Origin of the sequence: Amycolatopsis sp. NBC_01307 (assembly GCF_035975215.1) — a bacterium.
In the GTDB taxonomy this organism is placed as follows: domain Bacteria; phylum Actinomycetota; class Actinomycetes; order Mycobacteriales; family Pseudonocardiaceae; genus Amycolatopsis.
In genome coordinates, this window is record NZ_CP108403.1 from 7,715,899 (window position 1) to 7,738,625 (window position 22,727).

At 71.6% G+C, this 22,727-nt stretch carries 23 protein-coding genes; 7 read left to right on the forward strand and 16 right to left on the reverse strand.

Translation table 11 applies throughout. The features are described 5' to 3' along the window. Positions 1 to 73: 73 nt before the first annotated feature. The 5 genes from OG439_RS33735 to OG439_RS33755 are packed head-to-tail and all read right to left on the reverse strand — an operon-like array spanning position 74 to position 3,693. Positions 74 to 1,141, reverse strand: a complete 1,068-nt coding sequence (locus tag OG439_RS33735; protein ID WP_326944709.1) for a sulfate/molybdate ABC transporter ATP-binding protein — start codon at positions 1,139 to 1,141, stop codon at positions 74 to 76. Then, entirely contained in the window at positions 1,138 to 1,905 is a 768-nt protein-coding gene (locus tag OG439_RS33740; RefSeq protein WP_247058501.1) for an ABC transporter permease, read from the reverse strand. Before OG439_RS33740 ends, OG439_RS33735 begins: the two co-directional genes overlap by 4 nt. A gap of 58 nt (positions 1,906 to 1,963) precedes the next feature. Next, positions 1,964 to 2,770 carry a molybdate ABC transporter substrate-binding protein gene (modA, locus tag OG439_RS33745; RefSeq protein WP_326944710.1) on the reverse strand — a complete coding sequence of 269 codons (807 nt, stop codon included), beginning with the start codon at positions 2,768 to 2,770 and terminating at the stop codon, positions 1,964 to 1,966. Further along, complete coding sequence (locus OG439_RS33750) at positions 2,767 to 3,171, reverse strand: TOBE domain-containing protein (RefSeq protein ID WP_247058505.1); 405 nt, start codon at positions 3,169 to 3,171, stop codon at positions 2,767 to 2,769. The genes modA and OG439_RS33750 overlap by 4 nt, the downstream gene beginning before the upstream one ends. A 33-nt stretch (positions 3,172 to 3,204) precedes the next feature. Continuing rightward, positions 3,205 to 3,693, reverse strand: coding sequence for a MarR family winged helix-turn-helix transcriptional regulator (locus OG439_RS33755; RefSeq protein ID WP_247058507.1), 489 nt, complete (start codon positions 3,691 to 3,693; stop codon positions 3,205 to 3,207). 172 nt (positions 3,694 to 3,865) lie between these two features. Here OG439_RS33755 and moaA point away from each other — a divergent pair, with 172 nt between their 5' ends. The 3 genes from moaA (at position 3,866) to OG439_RS33770 (ending at position 6,674) form a co-directional block, all read left to right on the forward strand. After that, positions 3,866 to 4,873 carry a GTP 3',8-cyclase MoaA gene (moaA, locus tag OG439_RS33760; protein WP_247058509.1) on the forward strand — a complete coding sequence of 336 codons (1,008 nt, stop codon included), beginning with the start codon at positions 3,866 to 3,868 and terminating at the stop codon, positions 4,871 to 4,873. Between the two features lies 1 nt (position 4,874). Beyond that, positions 4,875 to 5,135 (forward strand): MoaD/ThiS family protein, encoded by a 261-nt coding sequence (locus OG439_RS33765; RefSeq protein WP_247058511.1) that lies wholly within the window; start codon positions 4,875 to 4,877, stop codon positions 5,133 to 5,135. An 888-nt stretch (positions 5,136 to 6,023) separates the two neighbouring features. Continuing rightward, the gene (locus OG439_RS33770; protein ID WP_305879360.1) at positions 6,024 to 6,674 is read left to right on the forward strand and encodes a LysM peptidoglycan-binding domain-containing protein; all 651 of its coding nucleotides are present in this window, start codon (positions 6,024 to 6,026) and stop codon (positions 6,672 to 6,674) included. 88 nt (positions 6,675 to 6,762) lie between these two features. Here OG439_RS33770 and OG439_RS33775 read toward each other — a convergent pair whose 3' ends face one another. Beyond that, positions 6,763 to 7,233 carry a MarR family winged helix-turn-helix transcriptional regulator gene (locus OG439_RS33775; protein WP_326944711.1) on the reverse strand — a complete coding sequence of 157 codons (471 nt, stop codon included), beginning with the start codon at positions 7,231 to 7,233 and terminating at the stop codon, positions 6,763 to 6,765. Between the two features lie 55 nt (positions 7,234 to 7,288). Here OG439_RS33775 and OG439_RS33780 point away from each other — a divergent pair, with 55 nt between their 5' ends. Beyond that, positions 7,289 to 7,732 (forward strand): nitroreductase family deazaflavin-dependent oxidoreductase, encoded by a 444-nt coding sequence (locus OG439_RS33780; protein WP_326944712.1) that lies wholly within the window; start codon positions 7,289 to 7,291, stop codon positions 7,730 to 7,732. 7 nt (positions 7,733 to 7,739) lie between these two features. On the opposite strand, the gene OG439_RS33785 is transcribed toward OG439_RS33780, so the two are convergent. The 4 genes from OG439_RS33785 to OG439_RS33800 form a co-directional block, all read right to left on the reverse strand. Beyond that, on the reverse strand, positions 7,740 to 8,660 hold the full coding sequence (locus OG439_RS33785; RefSeq protein ID WP_326944713.1) for a molybdenum cofactor biosynthesis protein MoaE: 921 nt from the start codon (positions 8,658 to 8,660) through the stop codon (positions 7,740 to 7,742). After that, positions 8,657 to 9,127, reverse strand: a complete 471-nt coding sequence (gene moaC / locus OG439_RS33790; RefSeq protein ID WP_247058521.1) for a cyclic pyranopterin monophosphate synthase MoaC — start codon at positions 9,125 to 9,127, stop codon at positions 8,657 to 8,659. The genes OG439_RS33785 and moaC overlap by 4 nt, the downstream gene beginning before the upstream one ends. Positions 9,128 to 9,317: 190 nt before the next feature. Then, the gene (locus tag OG439_RS33795; RefSeq protein WP_247058523.1) at positions 9,318 to 10,706 is read right to left on the reverse strand and encodes an NAD-dependent malic enzyme; all 1,389 of its coding nucleotides are present in this window, start codon (positions 10,704 to 10,706) and stop codon (positions 9,318 to 9,320) included. 103 nt (positions 10,707 to 10,809) lie between these two features. Then, entirely contained in the window at positions 10,810 to 10,989 is a 180-nt protein-coding gene (locus OG439_RS33800; protein WP_247058525.1) for a hypothetical protein, read from the reverse strand. 91 nt (positions 10,990 to 11,080) lie between these two features. Here OG439_RS33800 and OG439_RS33805 point away from each other — a divergent pair, with 91 nt between their 5' ends. Together OG439_RS33805 and OG439_RS33810 are read left to right on the forward strand one after the other, a co-directional pair. Then, positions 11,081 to 13,318, forward strand: coding sequence for a helicase-associated domain-containing protein (locus OG439_RS33805; RefSeq protein WP_326944714.1), 2,238 nt, complete (start codon positions 11,081 to 11,083; stop codon positions 13,316 to 13,318). An 81-nt stretch (positions 13,319 to 13,399) separates the two neighbouring features. Next, a complete protein-coding gene (locus tag OG439_RS33810; RefSeq protein ID WP_326944715.1) occupies positions 13,400 to 13,969 on the forward strand; it encodes a hypothetical protein in 570 nt (189 codons plus the stop codon). Positions 13,970 to 14,048: 79 nt separating this feature from the next. On the opposite strand, the gene OG439_RS33815 is transcribed toward OG439_RS33810, so the two are convergent. The 6 genes from OG439_RS33815 to OG439_RS33840 all read right to left on the reverse strand — a co-directional run bounded on the left by OG439_RS33815 (position 14,049) and on the right by OG439_RS33840 (position 20,995). Continuing rightward, positions 14,049 to 15,035, reverse strand: coding sequence for a DUF742 domain-containing protein (locus tag OG439_RS33815; protein WP_326944716.1), 987 nt, complete (start codon positions 15,033 to 15,035; stop codon positions 14,049 to 14,051). Between the two features lie 6 nt (positions 15,036 to 15,041). Then, complete coding sequence (locus OG439_RS33820; RefSeq protein WP_247063729.1) at positions 15,042 to 15,458, reverse strand: roadblock/LC7 domain-containing protein; 417 nt, start codon at positions 15,456 to 15,458, stop codon at positions 15,042 to 15,044. Positions 15,459 to 15,852: 394 nt separating this feature from the next. After that, a complete protein-coding gene (locus OG439_RS33825) occupies positions 15,853 to 16,461 on the reverse strand; it encodes a GTP-binding protein (RefSeq protein WP_247017872.1) in 609 nt (202 codons plus the stop codon). Next, positions 16,442 to 17,239, reverse strand: a complete 798-nt coding sequence (locus OG439_RS33830; protein ID WP_326944717.1) for a DUF742 domain-containing protein — start codon at positions 17,237 to 17,239, stop codon at positions 16,442 to 16,444. The genes OG439_RS33825 and OG439_RS33830 overlap by 20 nt, the downstream gene beginning before the upstream one ends. Positions 17,240 to 17,264: 25 nt before the next feature. Continuing rightward, positions 17,265 to 17,726 carry a roadblock/LC7 domain-containing protein gene (locus tag OG439_RS33835; RefSeq protein ID WP_247063745.1) on the reverse strand — a complete coding sequence of 154 codons (462 nt, stop codon included), beginning with the start codon at positions 17,724 to 17,726 and terminating at the stop codon, positions 17,265 to 17,267. 20 nt (positions 17,727 to 17,746) lie between these two features. Further along, positions 17,747 to 20,995 carry a sensor histidine kinase gene (locus OG439_RS33840; RefSeq protein WP_326951684.1) on the reverse strand — a complete coding sequence of 1,083 codons (3,249 nt, stop codon included), beginning with the start codon at positions 20,993 to 20,995 and terminating at the stop codon, positions 17,747 to 17,749. A 702-nt stretch (positions 20,996 to 21,697) separates the two neighbouring features. On the opposite strand from OG439_RS33840, the gene OG439_RS33845 reads away from it, so the two are divergent. Then, complete coding sequence (locus tag OG439_RS33845) at positions 21,698 to 22,723, forward strand: ABC transporter substrate-binding protein (RefSeq protein WP_442792354.1); 1,026 nt, start codon at positions 21,698 to 21,700, stop codon at positions 22,721 to 22,723. Positions 22,724 to 22,727: the final 4 nt, after the last annotated feature.

Genomic DNA, 22,727 nt, shown 5'->3' on the forward strand with positions numbered 1-22,727 from the left:
CTGCCGCGGCCCGGTCGTGAGTGTTTAGGGCGGTTCTAACCGCCCTAAACACTCACGACAAGCCGCGGCAGAGTCAGGAAGTGGCGGCCGGGTGCACGCTGACCGTCGCGGCCTTGACCGACAGCGTCACCGCTGTGCCGGGTTCGAGGGCCAGCTCGGCCACCGCGGCCGGGGTGAGGTCGGCGGTGAGGCCGTGCACCCAGCCGTCGCCCTCGGCCCGGACGCGGATCACCGGCCCGTGCGGCTCCAGCGCGGCGACGACGGCGCCGGCGGTGTTGCGCGGGCTCCCCCGGTGCTCGCCGTCGCGGGAGTAGACGGCGACGGCGTTCGGCGGGAACACCGCGACCGCCGGCTCGCCCCGGACCACATCGGCCGCCGGGATGCCGGACACGACGGCACCCGACGCCGTCCGCAGGCCGTCTTCGACCGCCGTGCCGGCGATCAGGTTGAGGCCGGCGATCCGCGCGGTGAACGCCGTTCGCGGGGCGGACAGCACGTCACGGGTCGGGCCGCGTTCGACGACGCGGCCGTCGTTCATCACCGCGACGTGGTCGGCGAGCGCGAGCGCGTCGAGCGGGTCGTGCGTGACCAGGACGGTCGTCGGCCCGGTCTTCAGCACGCGCCGCAGCAGGCCGCGGATCGCGGGCGCGGCGTCGACGTCGAGGGCGGCGAACGGCTCGTCGAGCAGCAGCAGGTCCGGCTGGGCGGCGAGCGCCCTGGCGATCGCGACGCGCTGGGCCTGCCCGCCGGACAGCTGGCCGGGACGCCGGCCGGCCAGCTCGACGGCGTCCACTTCGGCCAGCCAGTGGTGGGCGAGGTCGCGGGCGGCGCGGCGGCCGGTGCCGGTCGAGCGCGGCGAGAACGCGACGTTGTCCACCGCGGACAGGTGCGGGAAGAGCAGCGCGTCCTGCGAAAGCAGCCCGATGCCACGCCGGTGCGGCGCCAGCTCGGCCAGCGACCGCCCGGCCACGGTGATCTCCGCGGACCGCGGCGCGACCAGCCCGGCGAGGCAGCCGAGCACCGTCGACTTGCCGGAGCCGTTCGGGCCCAGCAGCGCCAGCACCGTCCCGGTGGGCACGTCGATGTCCACGTCGAGCTCGAACGAACCGCGGACGACCTCGATCCGGGCGGTCAGGCTCATCGCAGCCCGCCTTCCCACGAGCGCGGGCGCGCGACGGCGATCACGACGACCGCCACGACGATCAGCAGCAGCGCGAGCGCCACCGCGCTGTCGACGTCCACTTCGGCCTGCTGGTAGACCTCCAGCGGCAGCGTGCGGGTGACGTCTTCGAGGCTGCCGGCGAAGGTGATCGTCGCGCCGAACTCGCCGAGCGCGCGGGCGAAGCTGAGGACGACGCCGGAGCCGAGCGAGGGCAGCAGCAGCGGCAGGGTGACCCGGCGGAAGACGGTCCAGGGCCGCGCGCCGAGCGTCGCGGCGACCTGCTCGTAGCGGTCGCCGGAGCCGCGCAGCGCCCCTTCGAGGCTGACCACGAGGAACGGCATCGCGACGAACGTCTGCGCGATGACCACCGCGGTCGTGGTGAACGGCACCGACTCCCCGGTCAGCGTGGTGATCAGCATGCCGAGGAAGCCCTTGCGGCCGAGCAGGTAGAGCAGCGCGAGCCCGCCGACGACCGGGGGCAGCACCAGCGGCAGCAGCACGATCGAGCGCAGCAGGCGGACGCCGGCGAACCGGGCGCGGGCGAGCACGACGGCCAGCGGCACGCCGAGCAGCACGCAGGCCACAGTGGACAACGAGGCCGTGATCAGCGACAGCCGCAGCGCGTGCAGCGACGACGGCGTGACGATGAGCGCGGGGAACCGCGTGAGGTCGGAGCGCACCAGCAGCCCGACGACGGGGAGCACGACCAGCGCCAGCGCGAGCGTGGCGGGCACGGCGAGCACCCACGGAACCCGCGAACGGCCGGCCGGGGACTTCCCCGGCCGGCCGTTCACGAGGTGCTTACGCCGCAGGGCCGAACCCGACCTTCGTCAGCTCCGCCTTGCCCTCCGCGCCGAGCACGAACTCGTCGAACTCCTTGGCCAGCGCGCTCTGCCCGCCCTTGACCACGGCGATCGGGTAGTTGTTGATCGCGCCGCTCGCCTCGGGGAAGTCGACCTTGTCGACCTTGCCCGCGGCCGAGGTGGCGTCGGTCACGTAGACCAGGCCCGCGTCGGCGTCGCCGGACTGGACCTTGGCCAGCACCTGCTTGACGTCCTGCTCCTCGCTCTTCGGCTTGAGCGTGACGCCGGTGCTCGTCTCGACCTTCTTCGTCGCCGAGCCGCACGGCACCTGCGCGGCGCAGGTCACCACGGTCAGCCCGGCCTTGTTCAGGTCGGCGAACGTCTTGATGGCCTTGGGGTTGCCCGGGGCGACGGCGATGGCGAGCTTGTTCGTGGCGAACACGGTCGGCTGGCCGTCGATCACCCCGCCCTGCACGGCCTTGTCCATGTTGGTCTGGTCGGCGGAGGCGAAGACGTCGGCCTTCGCGCCGTTGGTCAGCTGCTGGACCAGACCGGACGAACCGGCGAAGCTGAACTTCACGGTGACGCCGGAGTGCGCGGCTTCGAACTCCTTGCCGAGCGCGGTGAACGACTCGGTGAGGGACGCGGCGGCGAACACGGTCAGCGTGCCGCCCGCCTCACCGGTGCCCTTGGGCGCCGGCGCGCTGGCCGACGACCCGCCGGGCTGCGTGCTGGGCTCGTCCGAGCTGCTGCACGCGCCCGCGAACAGGGCGACGGCCGCGACGGCCAGAGCAAGGTTCTTCATCGACTTCCTTCCGGTGTCTCCACCACGACAGTGGTCGCCTTGACCACCGCGACCGCGAGCACCCCCGGGCGCAGGCCCAGCTCGCGTACGGCTTCCGTACTCATCAGGGACACCACACGGTGTGCCCCGCACTGCAGTTCCACCTGGGCCATCACCTTGTCGGCGACGACCTCGGTGACCAGCCCGACGAACTTGTTGCGGGCGGAGCGGCCGACCGGGGACGGGTCGTCGGGGCCGCTCGCCTGGGCACGGGCGAACCCGGCCAGCTGGGCACCGTCCACGACCTTGCGGCCGGCGGCGTCGTCGGTGGCGGTCAGCTGGCCCGCGCGCACCCAGCGGCGGACCGTGTCGTCACTGACCCCGAGCAGGCGCGCGGCCTCGGACAACCGAAATTGCGGCATAGCGCAGACATTATCGCCGCAGTTGAGGAAAAGCTACGCGGGGCGCGAATTGTGCATGATCTCGGCGCGCAGCTGTTCCAGCATGACATTCTGATAACGCTCGATGACTTTTCGTTCGGCCGGTGAGAACTGCGCGAGGCTCTCGCGAAGCCCGTCGAAGGCTGACTGGAAGAGCGGCGCGTAGCGCTCGGCGGCCCCGGGCACGACCTCGACGAGGACCTTGCGGCGGTCCTCCGGGTCGCGGACGCGGCGGACCAGCCCGACCTTCTCCAGCCGGTCGATGACCCCCGTGACCGCGCCGGTCGAGAGCCCGGTGAGCTCGGCGATCCGGCCCGCGGTGAGCGGCCCGGCCGCCTGTCCGACCAGGTCGAACGTCTTGTGGTCGGTACCGGACAGGCCCATCCGCTCGGCGATCCTGGCGTGCCGGAGTACGGTCAGCGTGCTGCTTTCGCGACCCAATTCCGCGAAGCGGAAGAGTTCCGCTTCGGGCACCGGGTACGGCTTTTCCGTCGTGCTCGACATCACGAGTCCTTCTCCCGGCGTGCCGACCGGGGTAGTTCGGCCGCTGAACCACTCACTCCGCAAAGTATCCTAGCGATCACCTCGCTTCGCGCGTTCCAGAGTTAGGCTGTGCGTAATGACGGCAGTGGATCTCGGGTTTCCTCGCGTCCCCGGTACACGAGGTTCGTCTCGTGTGCCCCGACCCGAGAACCCACGACTCATCGACACCTTCGGCCGGGTGGCCACCGATCTGCGGGTTTCCCTGACGGATCGGTGCAACCTGCGCTGCACCTACTGCATGCCCGCCGAAGGCCTCGACTGGATGCCGGGCGAGGAAGTCCTGACCGACGACGAGCTGGTCCGGCTGATGCGGATCGCCGTCGAGATGCTGGGCGTCACCGACATCCGGCTCACCGGCGGTGAACCGCTGCTGCGGCCGGGCCTCGAGGACCTCGTCGCGCGGATCACGGCGCTCGAGCCGCGGCCCCGGCTGTCCATGACCACCAACGGGATCGGTCTGGCCAAGCGCGCGAAGGACCTCGCGGCCGCCGGGCTGGCCCGAATCAACGTCTCGCTCGACACCGTCGACCCCGCGACCTTCCTCGAGATCACCCGGCGCGACCGGCTCTCGCACGTGCTGGCCGGCATGGCCGCCGCGCGTGACGCCGGGATGACACCGGTCAAGGTCAACGCCGTGCTGATGCGGGGCGTCAACGACACCGAAGCCGTGGCGCTGCTGAAGTTCTGCCTCGCCGAGGGCTACCACCTGCGGTTCATCGAGCAGATGCCGCTGGACGCCCAGCACGGCTGGAACCGCGGCGAGATGATCACCGCGTCGGAGATCCTCGGGATGCTGGGCACGGAGTTCTCGCTGAGCCCGTTCCCGGTGTCCCGCGGCGGGGCGCCGGCCGAGCGCTGGCTGGTCGACGGCGGCCCGGGCGACGTCGGCGTGATCGCGTCGGTGACCCGGCCGTTCTGCGCCGCCTGCGAGCGGACCCGGCTGACCGCGGACGGCGCGGTGCGCTCCTGCCTGTTCAGCAACGACGAGACCGACCTGCGCGCCCTCGTGCGCGCGGGTGTGCGCGATGAAGAAGTGGCGGACGCCTGGCGGGCGACAATGTGGGGGAAGCTCGCGGGGCACGAGATCAACGACGCCGGGTTCGCACAGCCGATCCGGCCGATGAGCGCGATCGGCGGCTGAGATGACGACCCTGACCATCGTGGTCCGGTACTTCGCCGCGGCGCGCGCCGCGGCCGGTGAAGAAGAGGAGAAGGTGCAGCTGCCTTCGAACGCTTCGGTCGCCGACGCCGTGGCCGAGCTGCGCCGCCTCCACCCGGAGCGGCTGCCGCGGGTCCTGGAGGCCGTCAGCTACCTGCTCGACGGCATCGCGGTCCGCGACCTCACCCGCCGCCTCAAGGACGGCGCCGAGCTGGACGTCCTCCCGCCCTTCGCCGGCGGCTGACCTTCTCCTCTACATAAGGGCGCCGTCCCGCGTGCTGCCCCGCTGATCCCGCGTCTCTCCTATAGATAGGTGCGCCGGCCCTCCGCGTACGCGAACCGCCCGGCCGAGCGGGCCACTTCCCCTCCCCCGATAACCGCCGACCGCTCGGGTACGGCAGCCGACCGCTCGCCGACGCGGGTCCGGCGCCCCGGCGTGGCACCCCACCGCGGCCGGGCGTTCGCGGGACGCTGAATCCGCGGTCGATCCCACTCCGTCCGGTGACCCGTCTCGCCTGGTCGGACACGGTCCGTCGCCCCCGCCGGCACCCGCCGCCCGGACGGACGCCTCCGACCGTGCTCGCAAACCCCTCGAACAGGTGGGGCCGGAGTTACTCATGGGGCACCAGAGGCCACTGTCAAGTCTGGCGAACCACCGGGGGACTCCATAAGATGCGCCCCCCATTCGTGAACCGGGCGGCCCGAAAGGGCCATTCACTGCGCAAAACACGTGATGCAAGCCTCACGATCCGTGCTTTGTCTCGGCAAGGAAACGGACAGATAACGGCCCGCTGACCTGCGTAGACACCCACATCGACGGGGGTTGCGTGCCGTTACTGTGACGTAGGTCACGCCCCGAATAATTTCCGATCACGGTCATCGTTACGTACCGTCGCTAATCGGCTGGCCCCGACCAGTCACGCAACACCGGGAATCCGTAGCGCCTAGCCCTGTCCGACGGATCCCCGGACCCATACCCCGAGCGAAAGCATTTCCGGACAGGGACGAGGGGACGAGGACGACGCGTCGTGCGTCGGAGCCGTCTGCCGGTCTGAGAGGGCCGGCGCCAGGACCCCGATCCTGACCCTCAGCACAAGTCTCGTAGGCGCAGGGAAGCCTGAGAAGCATTCAGATGTCTTACCGAGGCAAGCACCGCAAGATGTCCGCTGCCACCCGCACCGTCGCTCGCGTCGCCATCGCGGGCATCGCGGTCGGCGCCCCCCTCGCGATCGCCGCGACCCCCGCGTCGGCGACGAACTGGGACGCGATCGCGCAGTGTGAGAGCGGCGGCAACTGGAGCATCAACACCGGCAACGGCTACTACGGCGGCCTGCAGTTCACGCAGAGCACCTGGAAGGCCTACGGCGGCACCGGCAGCGCCCAGGGCGCGTCGCGTGACCAGCAGATCGCCGTGGCCGAGCGCGTTCTACAGGGCCAGGGCATCGGCGCCTGGCCGGTCTGCGGCAAGAAGGGCGGCGGCGGTTCGTCGACGGCCCCGCGGACCGCGAAGACCACCACGCCCAAGAAGGTGACTCCCAAGAAGAGCACCCCGGTGGCCCCGAAGCAGGCCGCGGCCCCCAAGCAGGCCGCTGCCCCGTCGGCGACCGGCGTGAGCAGCTCGAACCCGGCCGGTGACTACACCGTCGTGGCGGGCGACACGCTGTCCAAGATCGCCAAGCAGTTCAGCGTCACCGGCGGCTACCAGAAGCTGCAGGACCTGAACGCGAAGTACATCCCGAACGCGGACATGATCCTCGTCGGGCAGAAGATCGCCACCAAGTGACGATCGCGCAGTGATGCGCAGGTCCGGCCTCGAGCCGTGACATCGGGAACCCTCCACCGCCAATCCCCCGGGCGGTGGAGGGTTCTTGTCATTCGCCCCGGACCCGGCGCGCTTGCGCGAGCTGCAGCCGCTCGCCGCGGCGCAGCAGGTCGATGATGAACACCAGTTCTTCCGCGGAGTACCGCTCGAGCAGCTCACGCCCGGCCCGTTCGACCGGTGCGTAGACCTCCTCCAGCAGGTCCACCGCGTGCGGGGTCAGCTCCACCACCGCCCGGCGCCGATCCTCGGCGTCGGTTTTTCGCGACAGGTGCCCGGCGTGGATCAGCCGCTGGATCGCCGTCGTCGTCGCGGCCGGGCTCAGGCCGGCCGCCGTGGCCAGCCCGCCGGCCGTCAGCGTGCCCGCCGTCATGACCAGGCCGATGATCCGCAGATCCGTCCGGTTGACGCCGAACGCCGCCGCCGCGGCCTCGTCGACCAGGTCGTCGGCCGCGCCGAAGTCGGCCGCGGCGTGGGTGGCCTCGGCGATCAGCTCGGCCCGGGACGGCAGTTGTTTCGACACTCGAAAGAGTCTACCTTGACGGGCAACTCCTTCGATCGTCGAAAGGTTTGCTCTCGTGACGACCCTCCCCGGCTGGCTGCGGCCCGCCAACCGGCTCATCCGCCTGCTGACGCGGGCCGGGCTGCCCCTCGGCACCATCCACGTCCTGACGGTCCCGGGCCGCCGCTCGGGTGCGCCGCGGGCCACGCCGGTCTCCCCGCTGACCGTCGACGGCCACCGCTACGTCATCGCCGGCCTGCCGGAGTCCGACTGGGCACGCAACGTCCGCGCCGCGGGCCGCGGCGAGCTCGCGCGCGGCCGCCGCCGGCAGCCGGTGACGCTCACCGAGGTCACCGACCCCGGCCTGCGCCGCGAGGTCGTGCGCGCATTCCCGCGCGAGGTCCCGCACGGGGTGCCGATGTTCGTCAAGCTGGGCATCGTCACGAAAGCGGACCCGGACGAGTTCGCCGCGGCGGCCGACCGGGTCGCGGTCTTCCGGATCGCCCCCGCGGCGGGCTGACCGCACGTCAGGGCGAGTTGACCCACTCGTCCGTGCCGTCGGTGAAGTGCTGGTGCTTCCAGACCGGGAGCCGGGCCTTGACCTCGTCCACCAGCTCCGCGCACGCCGTGAACGCCTGGCCGCGGTGCTCGGCCGCCACCGCGATCGCCAGCGCGACGTCGCCGATCGTCAGCGCGCCGATGCGGTGGCTGACCGCGACCGCCCGGACGCCGGTCCAGCGGGCCGACAGGTCGGCCACGACGTCCGCGATGACCTGGCTCGCGCTCGGGTGGCCCTCGTAGGTCAGGTCGCGCACGCCCTTGCCGCCGTCGTGGTCACGGACCACGCCGGCGAACGTCACCACCGCGCCCGCGGCGTCGTCCTCGACCAGGCGGGCGTGCTCCTCGACCGAGAGCGGCTCCGAGGCCACCAGCGCCCGCGCGACGCGGACCGCCGGGCCCGTGGGGACCGCGCGCGGGTGGTCGCCGCCGGCCAGCTGGTCGACGGCGTGGTCCAGGATGCCGTCGAGGACACCCAAACCGTCCTTGACGCCGCCGCTGGAGCCCGGGAGGTTCACGACGAGGGTCCTCCCCGCAACCCCGGCCACACCGCGCGAGAGGACCGCTGAGGGCACCTTGGGCAGGCCCGCCGCGCGGATCGCGTCCGCGACGCCCGGCAGCTCGTGGTCCAAGACCGCCTTCGTGACGTCCGGGGTGCGATCGGTCGGCGAGATCCCGGTGCCGCCGGTGGTGAGCACGACGGCCACGCCGTCGGCCAGCGCGGCCCGCAGCGCCACCCCGACCGGGTCGCCGTCCTCGACCACGACCGGCGCCGGGACGTCGTACCCGCGATCGGCCAGCCAGGCGGCGATCACCGGGCCGGTCTTGTCCTCGTAGATCCCCTTCGCGGCGCGGTTGGACGCCACGATCACCCGCGCAGTGCGCTTCACGGCCGCTCCCAGGTCCCGGTCTTGCCGCCGTCCTTGCGGAGCAGGCGGACCTCGTCCAGCGTCGCCGCCGGATCGACGGCCTTGATCATGTCGTGCACGGTCAGCCCGGCCACGGCCACCGCGGTCAGCGCCTCCATCTCGACGCCGGTGACGTCGGTGGTCTTGGCGGTCGCGCGGATCCGCACCTCGGCCTCGCCGAGCTCGAACTCGACCTTGACCCCGGACAACGCGATCTGGTGGCACAGCGGGATCAGCTCGGGCACCCGCTTGGCGCCCATGATCCCGGCGATCCGCGCGGTGGCCAGCGCGTCACCCTTCGGGAGGCCGTCGGTGGCGAGCAGCCGGAGCACCTCGGCGGTGGTCCGCACGGTGCCGGCCGCGAGCGCGGTGCGCGCGGAAGCGGTCTTGCCGGAGACGTCGACCATCCGGGCGGCGCCGGTCTCGTCGACGTGGCTGAGTTCACTCACCAGCCGAGGCTACTTTCCGCCGGTGCAGGGCGAAGAGCAGGTGACCGGTTTCGCACCGGCGCCGCGAGCTGGGGGTCCCGGGCGCCGGTGCTCGCCGGTTGGTCTCTTGGGACGGCCAAGAGCCTAGGGCGCGCGGAACACCGCCGTCGTCCGTCCGGGGACGGATTCGAAGATCAGCCGAAATGGTGACTCAGCGCTCGGCGCGGACGGCCTTGCGCACCGCCTCGGCGACCGCGGGCGCCACCGCGCTGTCGAACACGCTCGGCACGATGAACGACGCGTTGAGCTTGCCGTTGTCGACGACGTCGGCGATCGCGTCGGACGCGGCCAGCAGCATGTCGTCGTCGATGTTGTTGGCGTGCGCGTCGAGCAGGCCGCGGAAGACGCCCGGGAAGGCCAGCACGTTGTTGATCTGGTTCGGGAAGTCGCTGCGGCCGGTCGCGACGACGGCCGCGTGCTGCTGCGCCTCGAGCGGGTCGATCTCCGGGTCCGGGTTGGCCAGCGCGAAGACGACCGCGTCGTCCTTCATGGTCGCGACCTGCTCGGCGCCGAACAGGTTGGGCGCCGAGACGCCGATGAAGACGTCCGCGCCGACCAGGGCCTCGTGCAGGGTGCCGCTGACCTGCTCGGCGTTGGTGTGCGACGCGATCCAGGTCAGGTTGTCGTCGAGGTTGCCGCGCGCGGAGTGGACGATGCCGTCGATGTCCGCGGCGACGATGTCGCCCGGGTTCTTGCGCAGCAGCAGCCGGATGATCGCCGAGCCGGCCGCGCCGACGCCGCTGACCACGATCTTGCAGTCCTCGATGTTCTTCTTGACCACGCGCAGGGCGTTGCGCAGCGCGGCGACGACCACGATCGCGGTGCCGTGCTGGTCGTCGTGGAACACCGGGATGTCCAGCTGCTCGCGCAGCCGCTTCTCGATCTCGAAGCAGCGCGGCGCGGCGATGTCCTCGAGGTTGATGCCCGCGTAGACCGGCGCGAGCGCCTTGACGATCATGATGATCTCTTCGGTGTCCTGGGTGTCCAGGCAGACCGGCCAGGCGTCGACGTCGGCGAACTTCTTGAACAGCGCCGCCTTGCCCTCCATCACCGGCAGCGCCGCGGCGGGGCCGATGTTGCCCAGGCCGAGCACGGCGGACCCGTCGGTGACCACCGCGACGGTGTTGCGCTTGATGGTCAGCCGCCGGGCGTCCTCGGGGTTCGCCGCGATCGCCTGGCAGACGCGCGCGACGCCCGGGGTGTAGGCGCGGGAGAGGTCGTCACGGTTGCGGAGCGCGACCTTGGGGGTGACCTCGATCTTGCCGCCGAGGTGGATCAGGAACGTCCGGTCGGAGACCTTGCGGACCTTGACGCCGGGCAGCGAGTCGAGCGTCTGGGTGATGTCGTTCGCGTGGTTCTCCGACAGCGCGTTGGCGCTGATGTCGACCACGATCGAGTCGGAGTGGGACTCCACGACGTCGAACGCGGTCAGCACGCCACCGACGCGCCCGACGGCGGTGGTGAGGTCACCGGCCGCGCTGGACGAGGCCGGGGCCTCGACCCGGACGGTGATCGAATATCCGGGACCGGGAACCGGCATGGCTTACTCCCACGTGGGAAAGAGGGCTTGGGACGGGAGCGAACCTACTCCCGTGACCGCCCTCACGAGGCCCCGATACCGGTACTGACCAGTAACTATGCGATCAGCGGTTGATCTCGGTCTCGGGGTGCACGTAGGGCACCGTGTCGAGCGGGAACGTGAGATCCCCGAACGGCGACAGCGCGCCCTGGCGGTCCGACGCCAGTTCGGTCACGGGGTGCTCACCGGCCTCGCCCGGCCAGGTCGGGTCGACACCCTTGTGCTTCTTCTCGCCCTTGGCCACAACGTCCTCCCACACAGCCGTCCTTGTTCTCGGTGACAGTCTGCCCGAGCCGAGGCGAGCTCGGCCAACCGCCCGGTACCCTGGTCCTTCTATGCCCGCGACCTCCTTGGCGGACTGGCTGCGTGCGGAGCCCGACGCCGCACTCGCAGAGCTGCTCCGCACGCGTCGCGACTTGTCGACGCCGCCGCCCTCCGACAGCACGGTGCTGGCCACCCGTGCCGGCACCCCGGGCTCGGTCGCGCGTGCCTGCGAAGACCTCGACACCGTCACACTGGCCGTGCTCGAAGCGTGCCTGCTGACCGGCGCGGACCGCGACCCCGTGCCGGTCGAAGACGTCGCGAAGCTGGTCGGCGCCGACATCGCGGCGCCGTTGACCCGGCTCCGCGCGCGGGCGCTGGTCTGGGGCTCGGACGACGCGCTGCGCGTGCCGCCCGCGGTCCGGGAGGCGCTCGGGCCGTTCCCGGCCGGGCTGGGCACGCCGTCGCCGGCGCTGGCCGGCGAAGACCTCGAGGCGCGGCTGGCCGAGCTGTCCGACGACGAACGCGGCGTGCTGAACGCGCTGGCCGCGGGCCCGCCGATCGGCCGCACCCGCGACGCGGGGATCGACCTCACGCTGAAGAAGGCCGAAACGCCGGTGCAGAAGCTGCTCGCCCGCGGGCTGCTGCTGCGGCGCGACGACCAGACCGTCGAGCTGCCGATGGAGCTCGGGGTCGCGGTGCGCGGCGGGGTGTTCGGACCGGGCACGCTCACCGAGCCCGAGCTGCCGGTGCACCCGCACCGGGCGTCCACTCTGGACGAAGCCGCGGCCGGTGAGGCGATGGAGTTCCTGCGCCACACCGAATCCCTGCTGCGCGGGTGGTCGGCGGCGCCGCCCCCGGTGCTCAAGTCGGGCGGCCTCGGCGTGCGCGAGCTGAAGAAGCTGGCCAAGGACCTCGAGATCGACGAGACGCAGGCGACGCTGCTGGCCGAGCTGGCCGTCGGGGCCGGGCTCGTCGCGGACAGCGAGGCGAGCGTGCCCGAATGGGTGCCGACGACGCTGACCGACTCCTGGCTCGCGTCACCGACCGCGCAGCGCTGGATGACGCTCGCGCAGGCGTGGCTCGAGCTGCCGCGGCTGCCCGGGCTCGCCGGCGGCCGCGACGCCAAGGACAAGCCGGTCGCGCCGCTGTCCGAAGAGCTCCGGCGGCCGCTGGCGCCGGTCGCGCGCCGCCGCGTGCTGGCCACGCTGGCGGCCCTGCCCGAGGGCGCCGGGGTGAAGAGCGTCGACGAGCTGGTCGCGGTGCTCGCCTGGCGGGCCCCCCGCCGTGGCGGGCGGCTGCGGGACGAGACGGTGCGCTGGACCATGGCCGAGGCGAGCGCGCTCGGCCTGATCGGGCTCGGCGGCGTCACGACGGCGACGCGGGCGCTGCTGGCCGACGACCGCCCGGCCGCCGTCGAAGCGATCCTGGACGCGCTGCCCGCGCCGGTGAACCACGTGCTGCTCCAGGCCGACCTGACGGTGGTCGCGCCGGGGCCGCTGGAACCGGAACTGGCCACCGAGATGGAAGCGGTCGCCGACATCGAGTCGGCCGGCCACGCGACGGTCTACCGGATCACCGAAGGCTCGGTCCGGCGCGCGCTCGACACCGGCCGGACGGCCGACGAGCTGCACGCGCTGTTCAAGGCGAAGTCCGCGACGCCGGTGCCGCAGGGCCTGAGCTACCTGGTCGACGACGTCGCGCGGCGGCACGGGCGGCTGCGCGGCGGGGTCGCGGCGTCGTTCCTGCGGTGCGACGACGAGGCGCTGCTGGCCGAGGTGCTCGCCCACCCGATCGCCGCGGAGCACGACCTGCGGCTGATCGCGCCGACCGTCGTGATCAGCCCGGATCCCCTGCACGAGGTCCTGACCGGGCTGCGCGGCGCCGGGTTCGCCCCGGCCGCGGAGGGCCCGGACGGCCGGGTCGTCGACATCCGCCCCGGCGGCAGGCGGCTGCCGGCGAAGGCCCGCGCGCCCCGGCGCAACCCGGGCGAGCAGGCGGTGCTGACCGAGGACCAGGCGGAGCGGATCGTCTCCAACCTGCGCGCGGGCGACGCGGCCTCGGCGCGGCGCCGGGGTTCGACGGTCAAGGCGCCGGGCGGCGGCGGCGCGGACACGTCGGCGACGCTCGAGCTGCTGTCCCGGGCCACGCTCGAACGCCGTGAGGTCTGGATCGGCTTCGTCGACTCGCGCGGCACCGCCAGCCAGCGCGTCGTCCGCCCCATCCGCGTCGGCGGCGGGATCCTCGAAGGCGACAACAACGAGCGCTACTCCCTGCACCGCATCACCTCGGCGGCGCTGGTCGAGGACTGATCACCCGCGATCCGGTGAATCGGCACCGGACTGCGCGCCGACGTGGTAAGCCTGGGTCCTTCGGAAGTCAGGGGAGGGACCATGAAGCGAGGAACACGCGTGACCGCGGTGGCCGCGGCGGTGGTGGTGAGCGGGCTGGGGTTCGCCGGGACGGCGAGCGCCGTCGGACCGCCGGTCTACACGAAGTACGCGGTCGTGGGCACCACGCACGTCGCGAAGCCCGACGCGAACGTCAAGCTCGGGCCGGGGACGGTCGAGATGTACACCGACATCGGGCCCTACACCTACTACGGGACGTTCACGCTGCCGTCGGCGCGGGTCACGAGCGGCGCGGTCAGCGCCACGGTGACGCTCGGCCCGGCCCGGATCGAGGGCTCGTCGTTCGGCGGGTTCACGGGCACCGCGACCTGGCCGGTGCGCGTCTCGGACGTCACGGTCGGCGGCGCCCCGTACGACGTCGGCCCCGCGTGCGGCACCGCCCAGCCGGTGACGACGGAGATCACGTCGGCCGACTTCACGCTCTCGACCGGCGGCCACCTGAAGTCGACCTACACGATCGGCACCTTCGCGAACTGCGGTCCGGGGACGGCCCCGGTCAACGCGGCGGTCCCGGGGCCCGGCAACACACTGGCCCTGACCCTCACGCCCTGAGCCTGCCGCAGCTTGTCGTGAGTGGTCAGGGCGGTTCTAACCGCCCTGACCACTCACGACGGGTGTGGCGCAGGTCGGGTTACAGGGCCCGCAGGCCCGCCAGGACGCGTTCCATGAAGTCGCGGGACGAGCGGTCGCCCAGGATCAGCTCGGTGTGGTGGACCAGCACCAGCCCGATGTCGGCCATGTCCCCGACCAGCACCTTCACCACGCCCAGCGGCAGCCGCAGGTGCGCGGCGATCTCCGCGATCGACCGCGTGTCGAGGCACAGGTCGCAGATCCGGCGGTGCTCGACCGACCGGACACCGCGGTAGCGGCGGCCGTCGTCGGACGTCGAGACCAGGGCCTCGAGCGCCAGGTTGTGGTCGGACCGGGTGCGGCCACCGGTGCGGGTGTACGGGCGCACCCGCGAACCGGCCGAAGCCACCGGGACCGGGCTCGCCACGCGTGCGGCGGGCTCGTTCCAGGGGGCCGGTTCGTCGTAGCCGTAGGGCTCGGGCGGCTGCGGGATCCAGCGGGTCTCCGGGTCCGGCGGCGGCGTCCAGCCGGCGCGCGGGTCGACCGGCGGGGCCCACGACGGCGCGGGCGCCTGGGCCCGGGGGCGGGACGCGGGCGGGCGCGGGGCCGGCGGCCGGGGTGCGGGCGGCCGCGGAGCCGGGGCACGGCCCGCGCCACGCGGCGGCGTCCAGGTCTCCAGCGGCGGCGGCTCCGGCTCGTAGCGCGGCTCGTCCCGCCATTCCGGCCGGCCGGCGGCGTGCCCGCCGTCGTCGTAACCGGAGTGGTAGCCGGTGTCGTAACCGTCGTCTTGGTAAGCGTCGTCTTCGTAGCCGTCATCGGGGGTCGCGGCCGCCGAGGAGCCCCATTCGCGGGTGTCCTCGTCGGTGTAGCCCTGCGGGTCCGGCCGCGGCTGCGGAGGCGGCGGCGTCTGCCGCTTCCGGCGCGGCATGATCGTCGACAACGTCGACATGTCGAACTTGCTCGGCGAATCGAAACCCTCGCGCTCGGTGCCGCGGTGCAGTGCGTCCCAGCCGGTGGAGTCCGGATCGTCGAATCCCGAAATCCTCATCGTGTCCTACCCACGCACGCCGCCCTGCAGCTGCGCGCGCAGCTCGGGGGTGATCTGCTGGCCGACCTGCTCGACGAGCAGGGTCATCTCGTACGCGACCGTGCCGATGTCACACGTCGGCGCGGCCAGCACCGCCAGCGACGAGCCGTCCGAAACGGACATCAGGAACAAGTAGCCGCGCTCCATCTCCACTACCGTCTGGTTGACACCGCCCGCCTCGAAACAGCGTGCGGCTCCGTGCGTCAGGCTGAGCAGTCCGGAGGCCACCGCGGACAGCTGCTCGGCGCGCTCCTGGGGCAGGCCCTCCGACGGCGCCAGCAGCAGACCGTCGGCGGACACCAGCACGGCGTGGGCGGCGCCGGGTACCCGGCGCACGAACTCCGTCATGAGCCAGCCGAACGTGCCCTGGCCGGATGCCGTCACCACTACCCCTCCTTGCTCGTGCCGCGCCGCGCGCCGCACACCGGAGTGGCCGGTCGACGGCGCCTCCCTCAAGCGTATTCGCACCGACGGCGGTGTCGAGTCCGCGACCGGATGGCCGCCGCGCACTCTACGTGTGCGCATGCTCGCGCACCGCATTGACCCGGATGGGTCCACGCGTTCGAGCGACACTCCGCGCCGCCGGCGACGATGCGTGGCGACGCGGTGTCCGCGCAGGTCAGCCGAGGTCCGGGCCGTCCAGCGGGACGACCCGGCCGTCGACGGTGCCGAACGCGCCGCCCCGAGCCCCGCTCCGGACGGCGGCCGCTTCCCCCGAGGTGGGTGAAGCACGTGGAGTTCACTCCAACGGCCGCATCCGGTTCGGGGCGTCATCGGGCTATCCCGCGCGCAACGCCGAATCGTGCGCGATCGCGTGCTGGACGACCGAGATCAGCACCTGCTTGGCGGAGTCGCGCTCGCGCGCGTCACACGCCATGATCGGGACCGACGGCGCGATGGTCAGCGCGTGCCGGACGTCCTCGATCTGGTGGTGCAGCAACCGGTCGAAGCAGTTGATGGCCACGACGTAGGGCAGCTTCCGGTTCTCGAAGAAGTCGATCGACGGGAACGCGTCGGCCAGCCGCCGCGTGTCCACGAGCACGACCGCGCCGATGGCCCCGACCGCCAGGTCGTCCCACATGAACCAGAACCGGTGCTGACCCGGCGTACCGAACACGTACAGCACCAGGTCCGAGTCCAGCGAGATGCGCCCGAAGTCCATCGCCACGGTAGTGGTGGTCTTGTTGGGCGTCGCCGAGGTGTCGTCGTGTCCGACGCTCGCCTCGGTCATCATGGCCTCGGTGGTCAGCGGGTCGATCTCCGAGATCGCCCCGACCATCGTTGTCTTCCCCGAACCGAACCCGCCGGCGACCACGATCTTGGCCGACGAGGTCGGACCCGTCACCTGCGGCGCGTTCGCGTCGGAGTCAAATTCTCCGAAGCCCACTGAGCACCCTTTCCATGAACTCGATACTCGGCCGGTCACCCACGGTCTGGCTGCTGGAGTGCACCAGCACCAGCCCGAGCCCCGCCACGTCACCAATCAACACCCGCACCACACCGAGCGGCAGCCGCAGCAGCGCCGCCACCTCGGCCACCGACCGGGTGTCGAAGCACAGGTCGCAGATCGACCGGTGTTCGGGCACCCGGACCCGGTCGAGCAACCGGCCCTGTTCGCTGGTCGAGATCAACGTCTCGATCGCCAGATCGAGTGTCGCCTTCGTCCGCCCGCGGGTCCGGAAGTACGGCCGGACCAGGCCCGACGTCTCCATCTCCGTCGGCGGCGGTGGCTCGTCGACGTACTCCTGGTGGGCCTGTCGCGGCAGTGCCGCGGCCAGCTCCCCGGAGTCCGGTCCCGACGTGTAGTCGCGCTCGCGGTCGTTGCTGTACGCGGCGAAGTCCGCCGCGTCGTACAACGGCCCGCTCGCGCCGCCGAACAGCTCCGAACCCGGACCGCCGAGCAGGCGGTCGCGGTACCCGTTGCTGCCGGGCTCGATGGGCCGGATCGGCTCCTGCCCCGCGTTCGAGTCCGTCAGCCAGTTCGGCGGTTCCCGGACGGGGTCGCTGTCGGAACCCTGGACCCGCCGTTGCCGCCACTCACGGTCGACGCGTTCCCGGAACGACTGCCAGTCCTCCCGGCCGTCGTCCGGCCCCGGCTGCTCGGACCACCCGCCGGAGAAGTCGTCACCGAGCCGGCCATCGCCCCTCAAGCGCCCGTCGTCCACGGCTCTCTCCTCGGTTCCCCGGTCGTCAGCGGCGGACCGCTGCGCCCTGCAGTTGCGCCCGCATCTCCGGTGTCAGCTGCTGGCCGACCCGCTCCACCAGCAGGGTCATCTCGTAGACGACCAAGCCGATGTCACTTTCGGGTGACCCGAGCACCGCGAGACAGGAACCGTCGGAAACCGCCATGAGGAAGAGGAAGCCGTTGGCCATCTCGACCACGGTCTGTGCGACCGTGCCGCCCTCGAACACCTTGGCCGCACCCCGCGCGAGGCTGGTGAGCCCCGACGCGACGGCCGCCAGCTGGTCCGCCCGGTCCTTCGGGAGGCCGCGCGAGGCCGCCAGGAGCAGACCGTCCGCCGACACCACGACCGCGTGGGCCGCGCCGGGCACCCGGTGCACGAAATCCGTGATCAGCCAAGCGAAGCTGCCGGTATTACCCGCCTTGGCCTGCGCGGAGCCACCCGGCTGCGCGGAGCCACCCGGCTGCATTGCACCCGCCCGTGTCACTTTCACTCCTCACTGCTGTCTGTGGTGTTGCCATTCATCGGAAACACACCGTCTTCGTCCGTGCGTTCCTTCAACGCGTGCCGTCCGGACGTGTAGCCACGTTGGAAGCTTGCCATCCGGCTCCGCGCCGTGGACGCCGAGCGGGTGATCACACCCGTTCCGGGCCTCCCACCGGTGTTGTCCGCGAAGTTGTTCTGCGCCGGCGCGTCGGACGAGGGGCTGTTGATCGACCCGGGCACCAGGTAGGCGTTCGGGACGCGCTTGGGCAGCCCGGCCGGGGTGATCTCCTCGTCCTTCGCCTCCAGCAGCGACTGAGCCGCGTTCCAGCCCTCGTCGGAGGCACTGTGCCAGCCGTCGTCGGGCGGGAGAAGCGGGTGCCTCGTCGCCGCGGTCGGCTGCAGCTCGTCGACACGCTCGGGCTCCGGCTCGCGGTCCCGGACGGGTTCGCGATCACGAACGGGTTCGCGGTCGCGGACCGGCTCACGGTCACGGACGGGCTCCCGGTCGCGAACGGGCTCGCGCTCGGTTTCGTACCGCGGTGCGGGCTCGCGACGAGCCTCGTGCCGTGGCTCGTCGGCCAGCCCGTTGAGCGGTGGCAGCATCGGGTCGGCCGCGGCGTCGGCCTGAGCCGGCACCGGATCGGCCGCGCCCGCTTCGTCGCCCTCACTGAACCAGCGTGACAGCACCGACTGGTAGATGGGCAGCCGCCGGGTGGGTACATCGTCTTCGAGCGCCGACGAGCCGACGTCCGCCACGGGTGGCGGCGGGGGCGGCTCCTCCGGCGGGACGTACTTCGGCTCGCGCTTGGGCAGCACCAGCGGCTGGAACCGGGTGTCCGCGCTGTGGCTGGCCCCGTCGCCGTTCGGCGACGGCGTCAGCGGCGCGAGGTCCTCGGCCGTCGGCCACGCGGGCGTCTCCGGCTTCGGCAGCTCCGGCGACAGGAACGGGCCTGCCGCACGCCCGCCGCTGACCAGGTCGTCCAGGCTGATCGGCTGGTCCAGCGGGACCAGCCCACCCTGGTTGGCGACCGGTTCGTGCACCGGCGGGGCCGATGGCGGCGGCGGGGTGTGGTGGTGCGTCTGCGTCTGCTCGTAGTCGGGGATCGACGGCACCGGGATGCTCGGCATCGACATCGACGTCTCGGACCGGTTCTGCGGCGGCGGCGTCTGGGTCAGCTGCTGGCGCGGCATGCCCGGGCGGAGCTGGGTGAGCAGCTCGGCCGGGACGACGACGCGGGCGATGACGCCGCCCTCGATGTCCTCGTTCTCGCGCAGCCGGACCTCGATGCCGTGGCGCTTGGCGAGCCGCGACACCACGTAGAGGCCCATTCGCCGGGTCACCGACACGTCCAGGTCCGGCGGCTCGGCGAGCCGCGCGTTGACCTCGGCCAGCCGGTCGTCGCCCATCCCGACACCGTGGTCGGTGACCTGGATGGCGAGCGCCTTCCGCCGGGTGACGACCGCCCGCACGATGACCTTCGTCTCCGGCTCGGAGAAGTAGGTCGCGTTGTCGAGCAGCTCGGCCAGGACGTGCACGAGGTCGTGGATCGCGAGGCCCTGGACCGCGACGTCGGGCACGATGCCGACCTCGATCCGGGCGTACTGCTCGATCTCGGACACCGCGGCGCCGATGACGTCGGCGGCGGGCACCGGCTTCGGCACGGACTTGGCCAGGCCGGCGCCGGAAAGCACCAGCAGGGACTCACCGTTGCGCCGCAGCCGGGTGGCCAGGTGGTCGAGCTCGAACAGGCTGGCCAAGTGGTCCGGGTCCTGCTCGTCGGCCTCGAGCCGGTCGATGACGCCGAGCTGGCGTTCCACCAGCCGCTGCGACCGGCGCGAGAGGTTCACGAAGATGCCGTTGACGTTCTCGCGCAGGAGGGCCTGCTCGGCGGCCATCTTGACGGCTTGCTCGTGGACGATGTCGAACGAGCGCGCCACCTCGCCGATCTCGTCGCGCGAGTCGACGGGCACGGGCTGGACGGCGCGTTTCGAGGCGCCGACCGGGTCCGGGTCGTCGAGGATGTTCTGCACGGTTTCGGGCAGCCGGGTGTACGCGATGTCCAGCGCGCTCTTCCGCAGCACCCGGAGCGGGCGCAGCATCAGGCGGGCGACGATGAGCATCAGCGCGATCGCGGCGGCCAGCGCGGCGAGCACGATGGCACCGCCGATCCAGGCGGAGTTGACGGCCGCGGTGGCCAGGTCGTCCGCGCGGGTCTTCAGCTGGGCCAGCAGGTTCGACTCGACGGCGTGCAGCTTGTCCGCCGAGACCGTGCTGTCCTTGCTGAGGGTCGAAGGCTCGATGCTCGGCGCCTCACCCAGCTGGGCGGAGGCGAACGCGCTGGTCTGGATCCGCCGGCGGTCGTCGACCTCCGGACCGGAGTAGGTGTCGTTGTAGAGCTGCCGCTGGTCGTCGTCCGCGTTCGCGAGGAACGAGATGACCGAGGCGTCCGCACTGGACGCCGCCGCACGCGTCTGGTCCAGGAGGTCACCGGGGAAGTTCGTGCGGTACGCCGCGATCTGCAGGTCGGCGTCCGCGCGGACGGTGAACTCCTTGGCCTCGCTGATCGCCTGCGTGCTGGTGCCGAGGCGCAGCACGTCCCGGTCGGTGACCGCGGTGGTCACCTCGCGGCCCAGCTCGATCAGCGCGTCGACGATGCCGGAGTACGCCGTCATGACGGTGATGTCCGGCAGGCCGTTCTGCGCGCCGTAGGCCGCACGCAGCGGGCGCAGCGCGTCGAGGCGCTGGATGCCGCGGGCGTAGCGGTCGGTCGTGGCCTGGTCGTCGTTCTTCAACGTCGACGCGGCGCCCTTGAGGTCGGTGACCTCGCGGTCGACCTTGGCGATCTGCGCGTCCAGCCCCGTCTGCAGCAACTGGTTGGCGGACGAGATCCGCGCGACGGCCAGCGAGCGCTCGTTCTGCAGCTCGTGCACCACCGTGGTGACCTTGACCGCGAACGCGACCTGGTCGGCGGTGCGCTGGAACTCCGCCGCCTGCTGGGCGTCGTCGACCACGCGCAGTGCACCCAGCACCGACGCGGTCAGAGTAGGGATGATCAGGACCGCGGCCAGCTTGGACCGCAGCCGCCAGTCACGCATGCCGGAGAAAAATCCGGACTTCTTCCCCGGATTCGCTCCGGGCGACTGCGCAGGGGTCCCTCCCACCCCCGCGGCGTCTTCGTTCGGCACCGCCGCACCACCATCATCGTTCGTGCTCGTAAAGCCCTGGTCGGTCCAGCGCCCGCCGGGGCGCATCACGTTCTCCTCAGCCACTCGTACGCACGCTCCTGGCATACCGGCGCACCGGCCGGTCGGTCGGAGCCCAGCGCGAGACGGTACCCGTACGGGTGAAAAGATCGTCTTCGACGGGGGTGCCCGAACGCCGCCCTCGCGGGCGGAATCGGTTCAGCTGGAGCATCACGGTCGGGTCCCTGCGCTGATCTTGCATCGGTCTATGTCGGCCTATCCCACCGGCGCGGCGGCTCTGCCCGGCCTGGCTGTGGTCTCTACTGCGGGGGCGAATCTCTCAGGAAAAGCACAGCGTGTCCTGGTAGACCAATGTGGGTCTTCTTGATCGGCCATCCAGGGACTCTCTCTCACTACATCGGAGGTTGAAACCTCCCCGCAGGTGCAGAGGGTAGCGAACGGCCGGGGAAGATGTAACCCTCCCGACAACACGCGCAGGATGTTGCACAGCGTTCGCTCAGTCGACGCGCAACTGGTGATCCCTTTTTGCGGATCCGGGTCCCACGCTGGGTGTTCAGCTACGGCGAGTGGAGCAGCGGGTCTAGACCAGAGGCCCAAAGAGTGATGCGCACCACTCGTCCGGGTATTGCTTCCACCCGTTGTGAGCAGGCTGTCACGCTGTCTACAGTGGCCCGCGTGTCTCCGGACAATGAGTCACGCACTTTCACTGGATTCGGTACACCAACCGTCACCTTCGTCAAGGAGCAGGCCTTGCTTGGAAACGCCAGGAGCAGTGGCCGGGTTCGCACTCGCCGTGCCGCGCTCGGGCTCGCCCTCACCGCCGCCGCCGTGACAGTCGCCAGCGGCTGCAGCGCGCTCGGCTCGGACGACTCGAACGCCTCGTCGAACGGGGGTGGCCTGGAGAAGCCGAACATCACGGTCTCCATCCTGCCGACCACCGACCTTGGCCCGTTCTGGCTCGCCCAGGACGGCGGCTACTTCAAGGCCGAGGGCCTCAACGTCAAGTCCGTGGTCGCGGCCAGCGGCCAGGCCTCGATGACCAAGTCGATCTCCGGCGAAGCCGACATCGCTCTCTCCACCTATACGCCGTTCTTCATCGCGAAGAGCACCGGTGCCGCCGACATGCAGCTCGTCGCCGACGGTTCCTCCGTGAACGCGAAGAGCAACGCCATCGTCACCGTGCCGAACTCGCCGGTGAAGACCGTCGCCGACCTCGCCGGCAAGCGGATCGCCATCACGGCCAAGAACACGGCTTCCGACCTGCTGACCAAGTCCGTGATGAAGGACCACGGTGTCCCCTCGGACAAGGTCCAGTGGGTCACGCTCGCGCTGCCGAACATCGCGGCCGCGCTGCAGCAGGGCCAGGTCGACGCCGCGTACCTGCCGGAGCCGTTCATCACCCAGGCCGCCAAGAACGTCGGCGCCACCCCGGTGATCGACATCAACACCGGGGCCAGCCAGGACTTCCCCCTGACCGGCTACGGCGCCCCCAAGAAGTGGGTCCAGGACAACCCGAAGACCCTCGCGGCCTTCCAGCGCGCGATGCAGAAGGCGACCCGCGACGCGATCAACGACCGCTCGAAGGTCGAGCCGCTGCTGGTCAAGTACGCGAAGATCGACGAAGACACCGCGAAGCTGCTGACGATCCCTGGTTACGGCTCGGTTCTGGACGCCCGGCGCATGCAGCGCGTCCCCGACCTGCTGCTGCAGCTGGGTGCCATCAACACGGCGGTCGACGCCGCGTCGATGATCGCCCCCCAGGCGACTGCCAGCTGACATC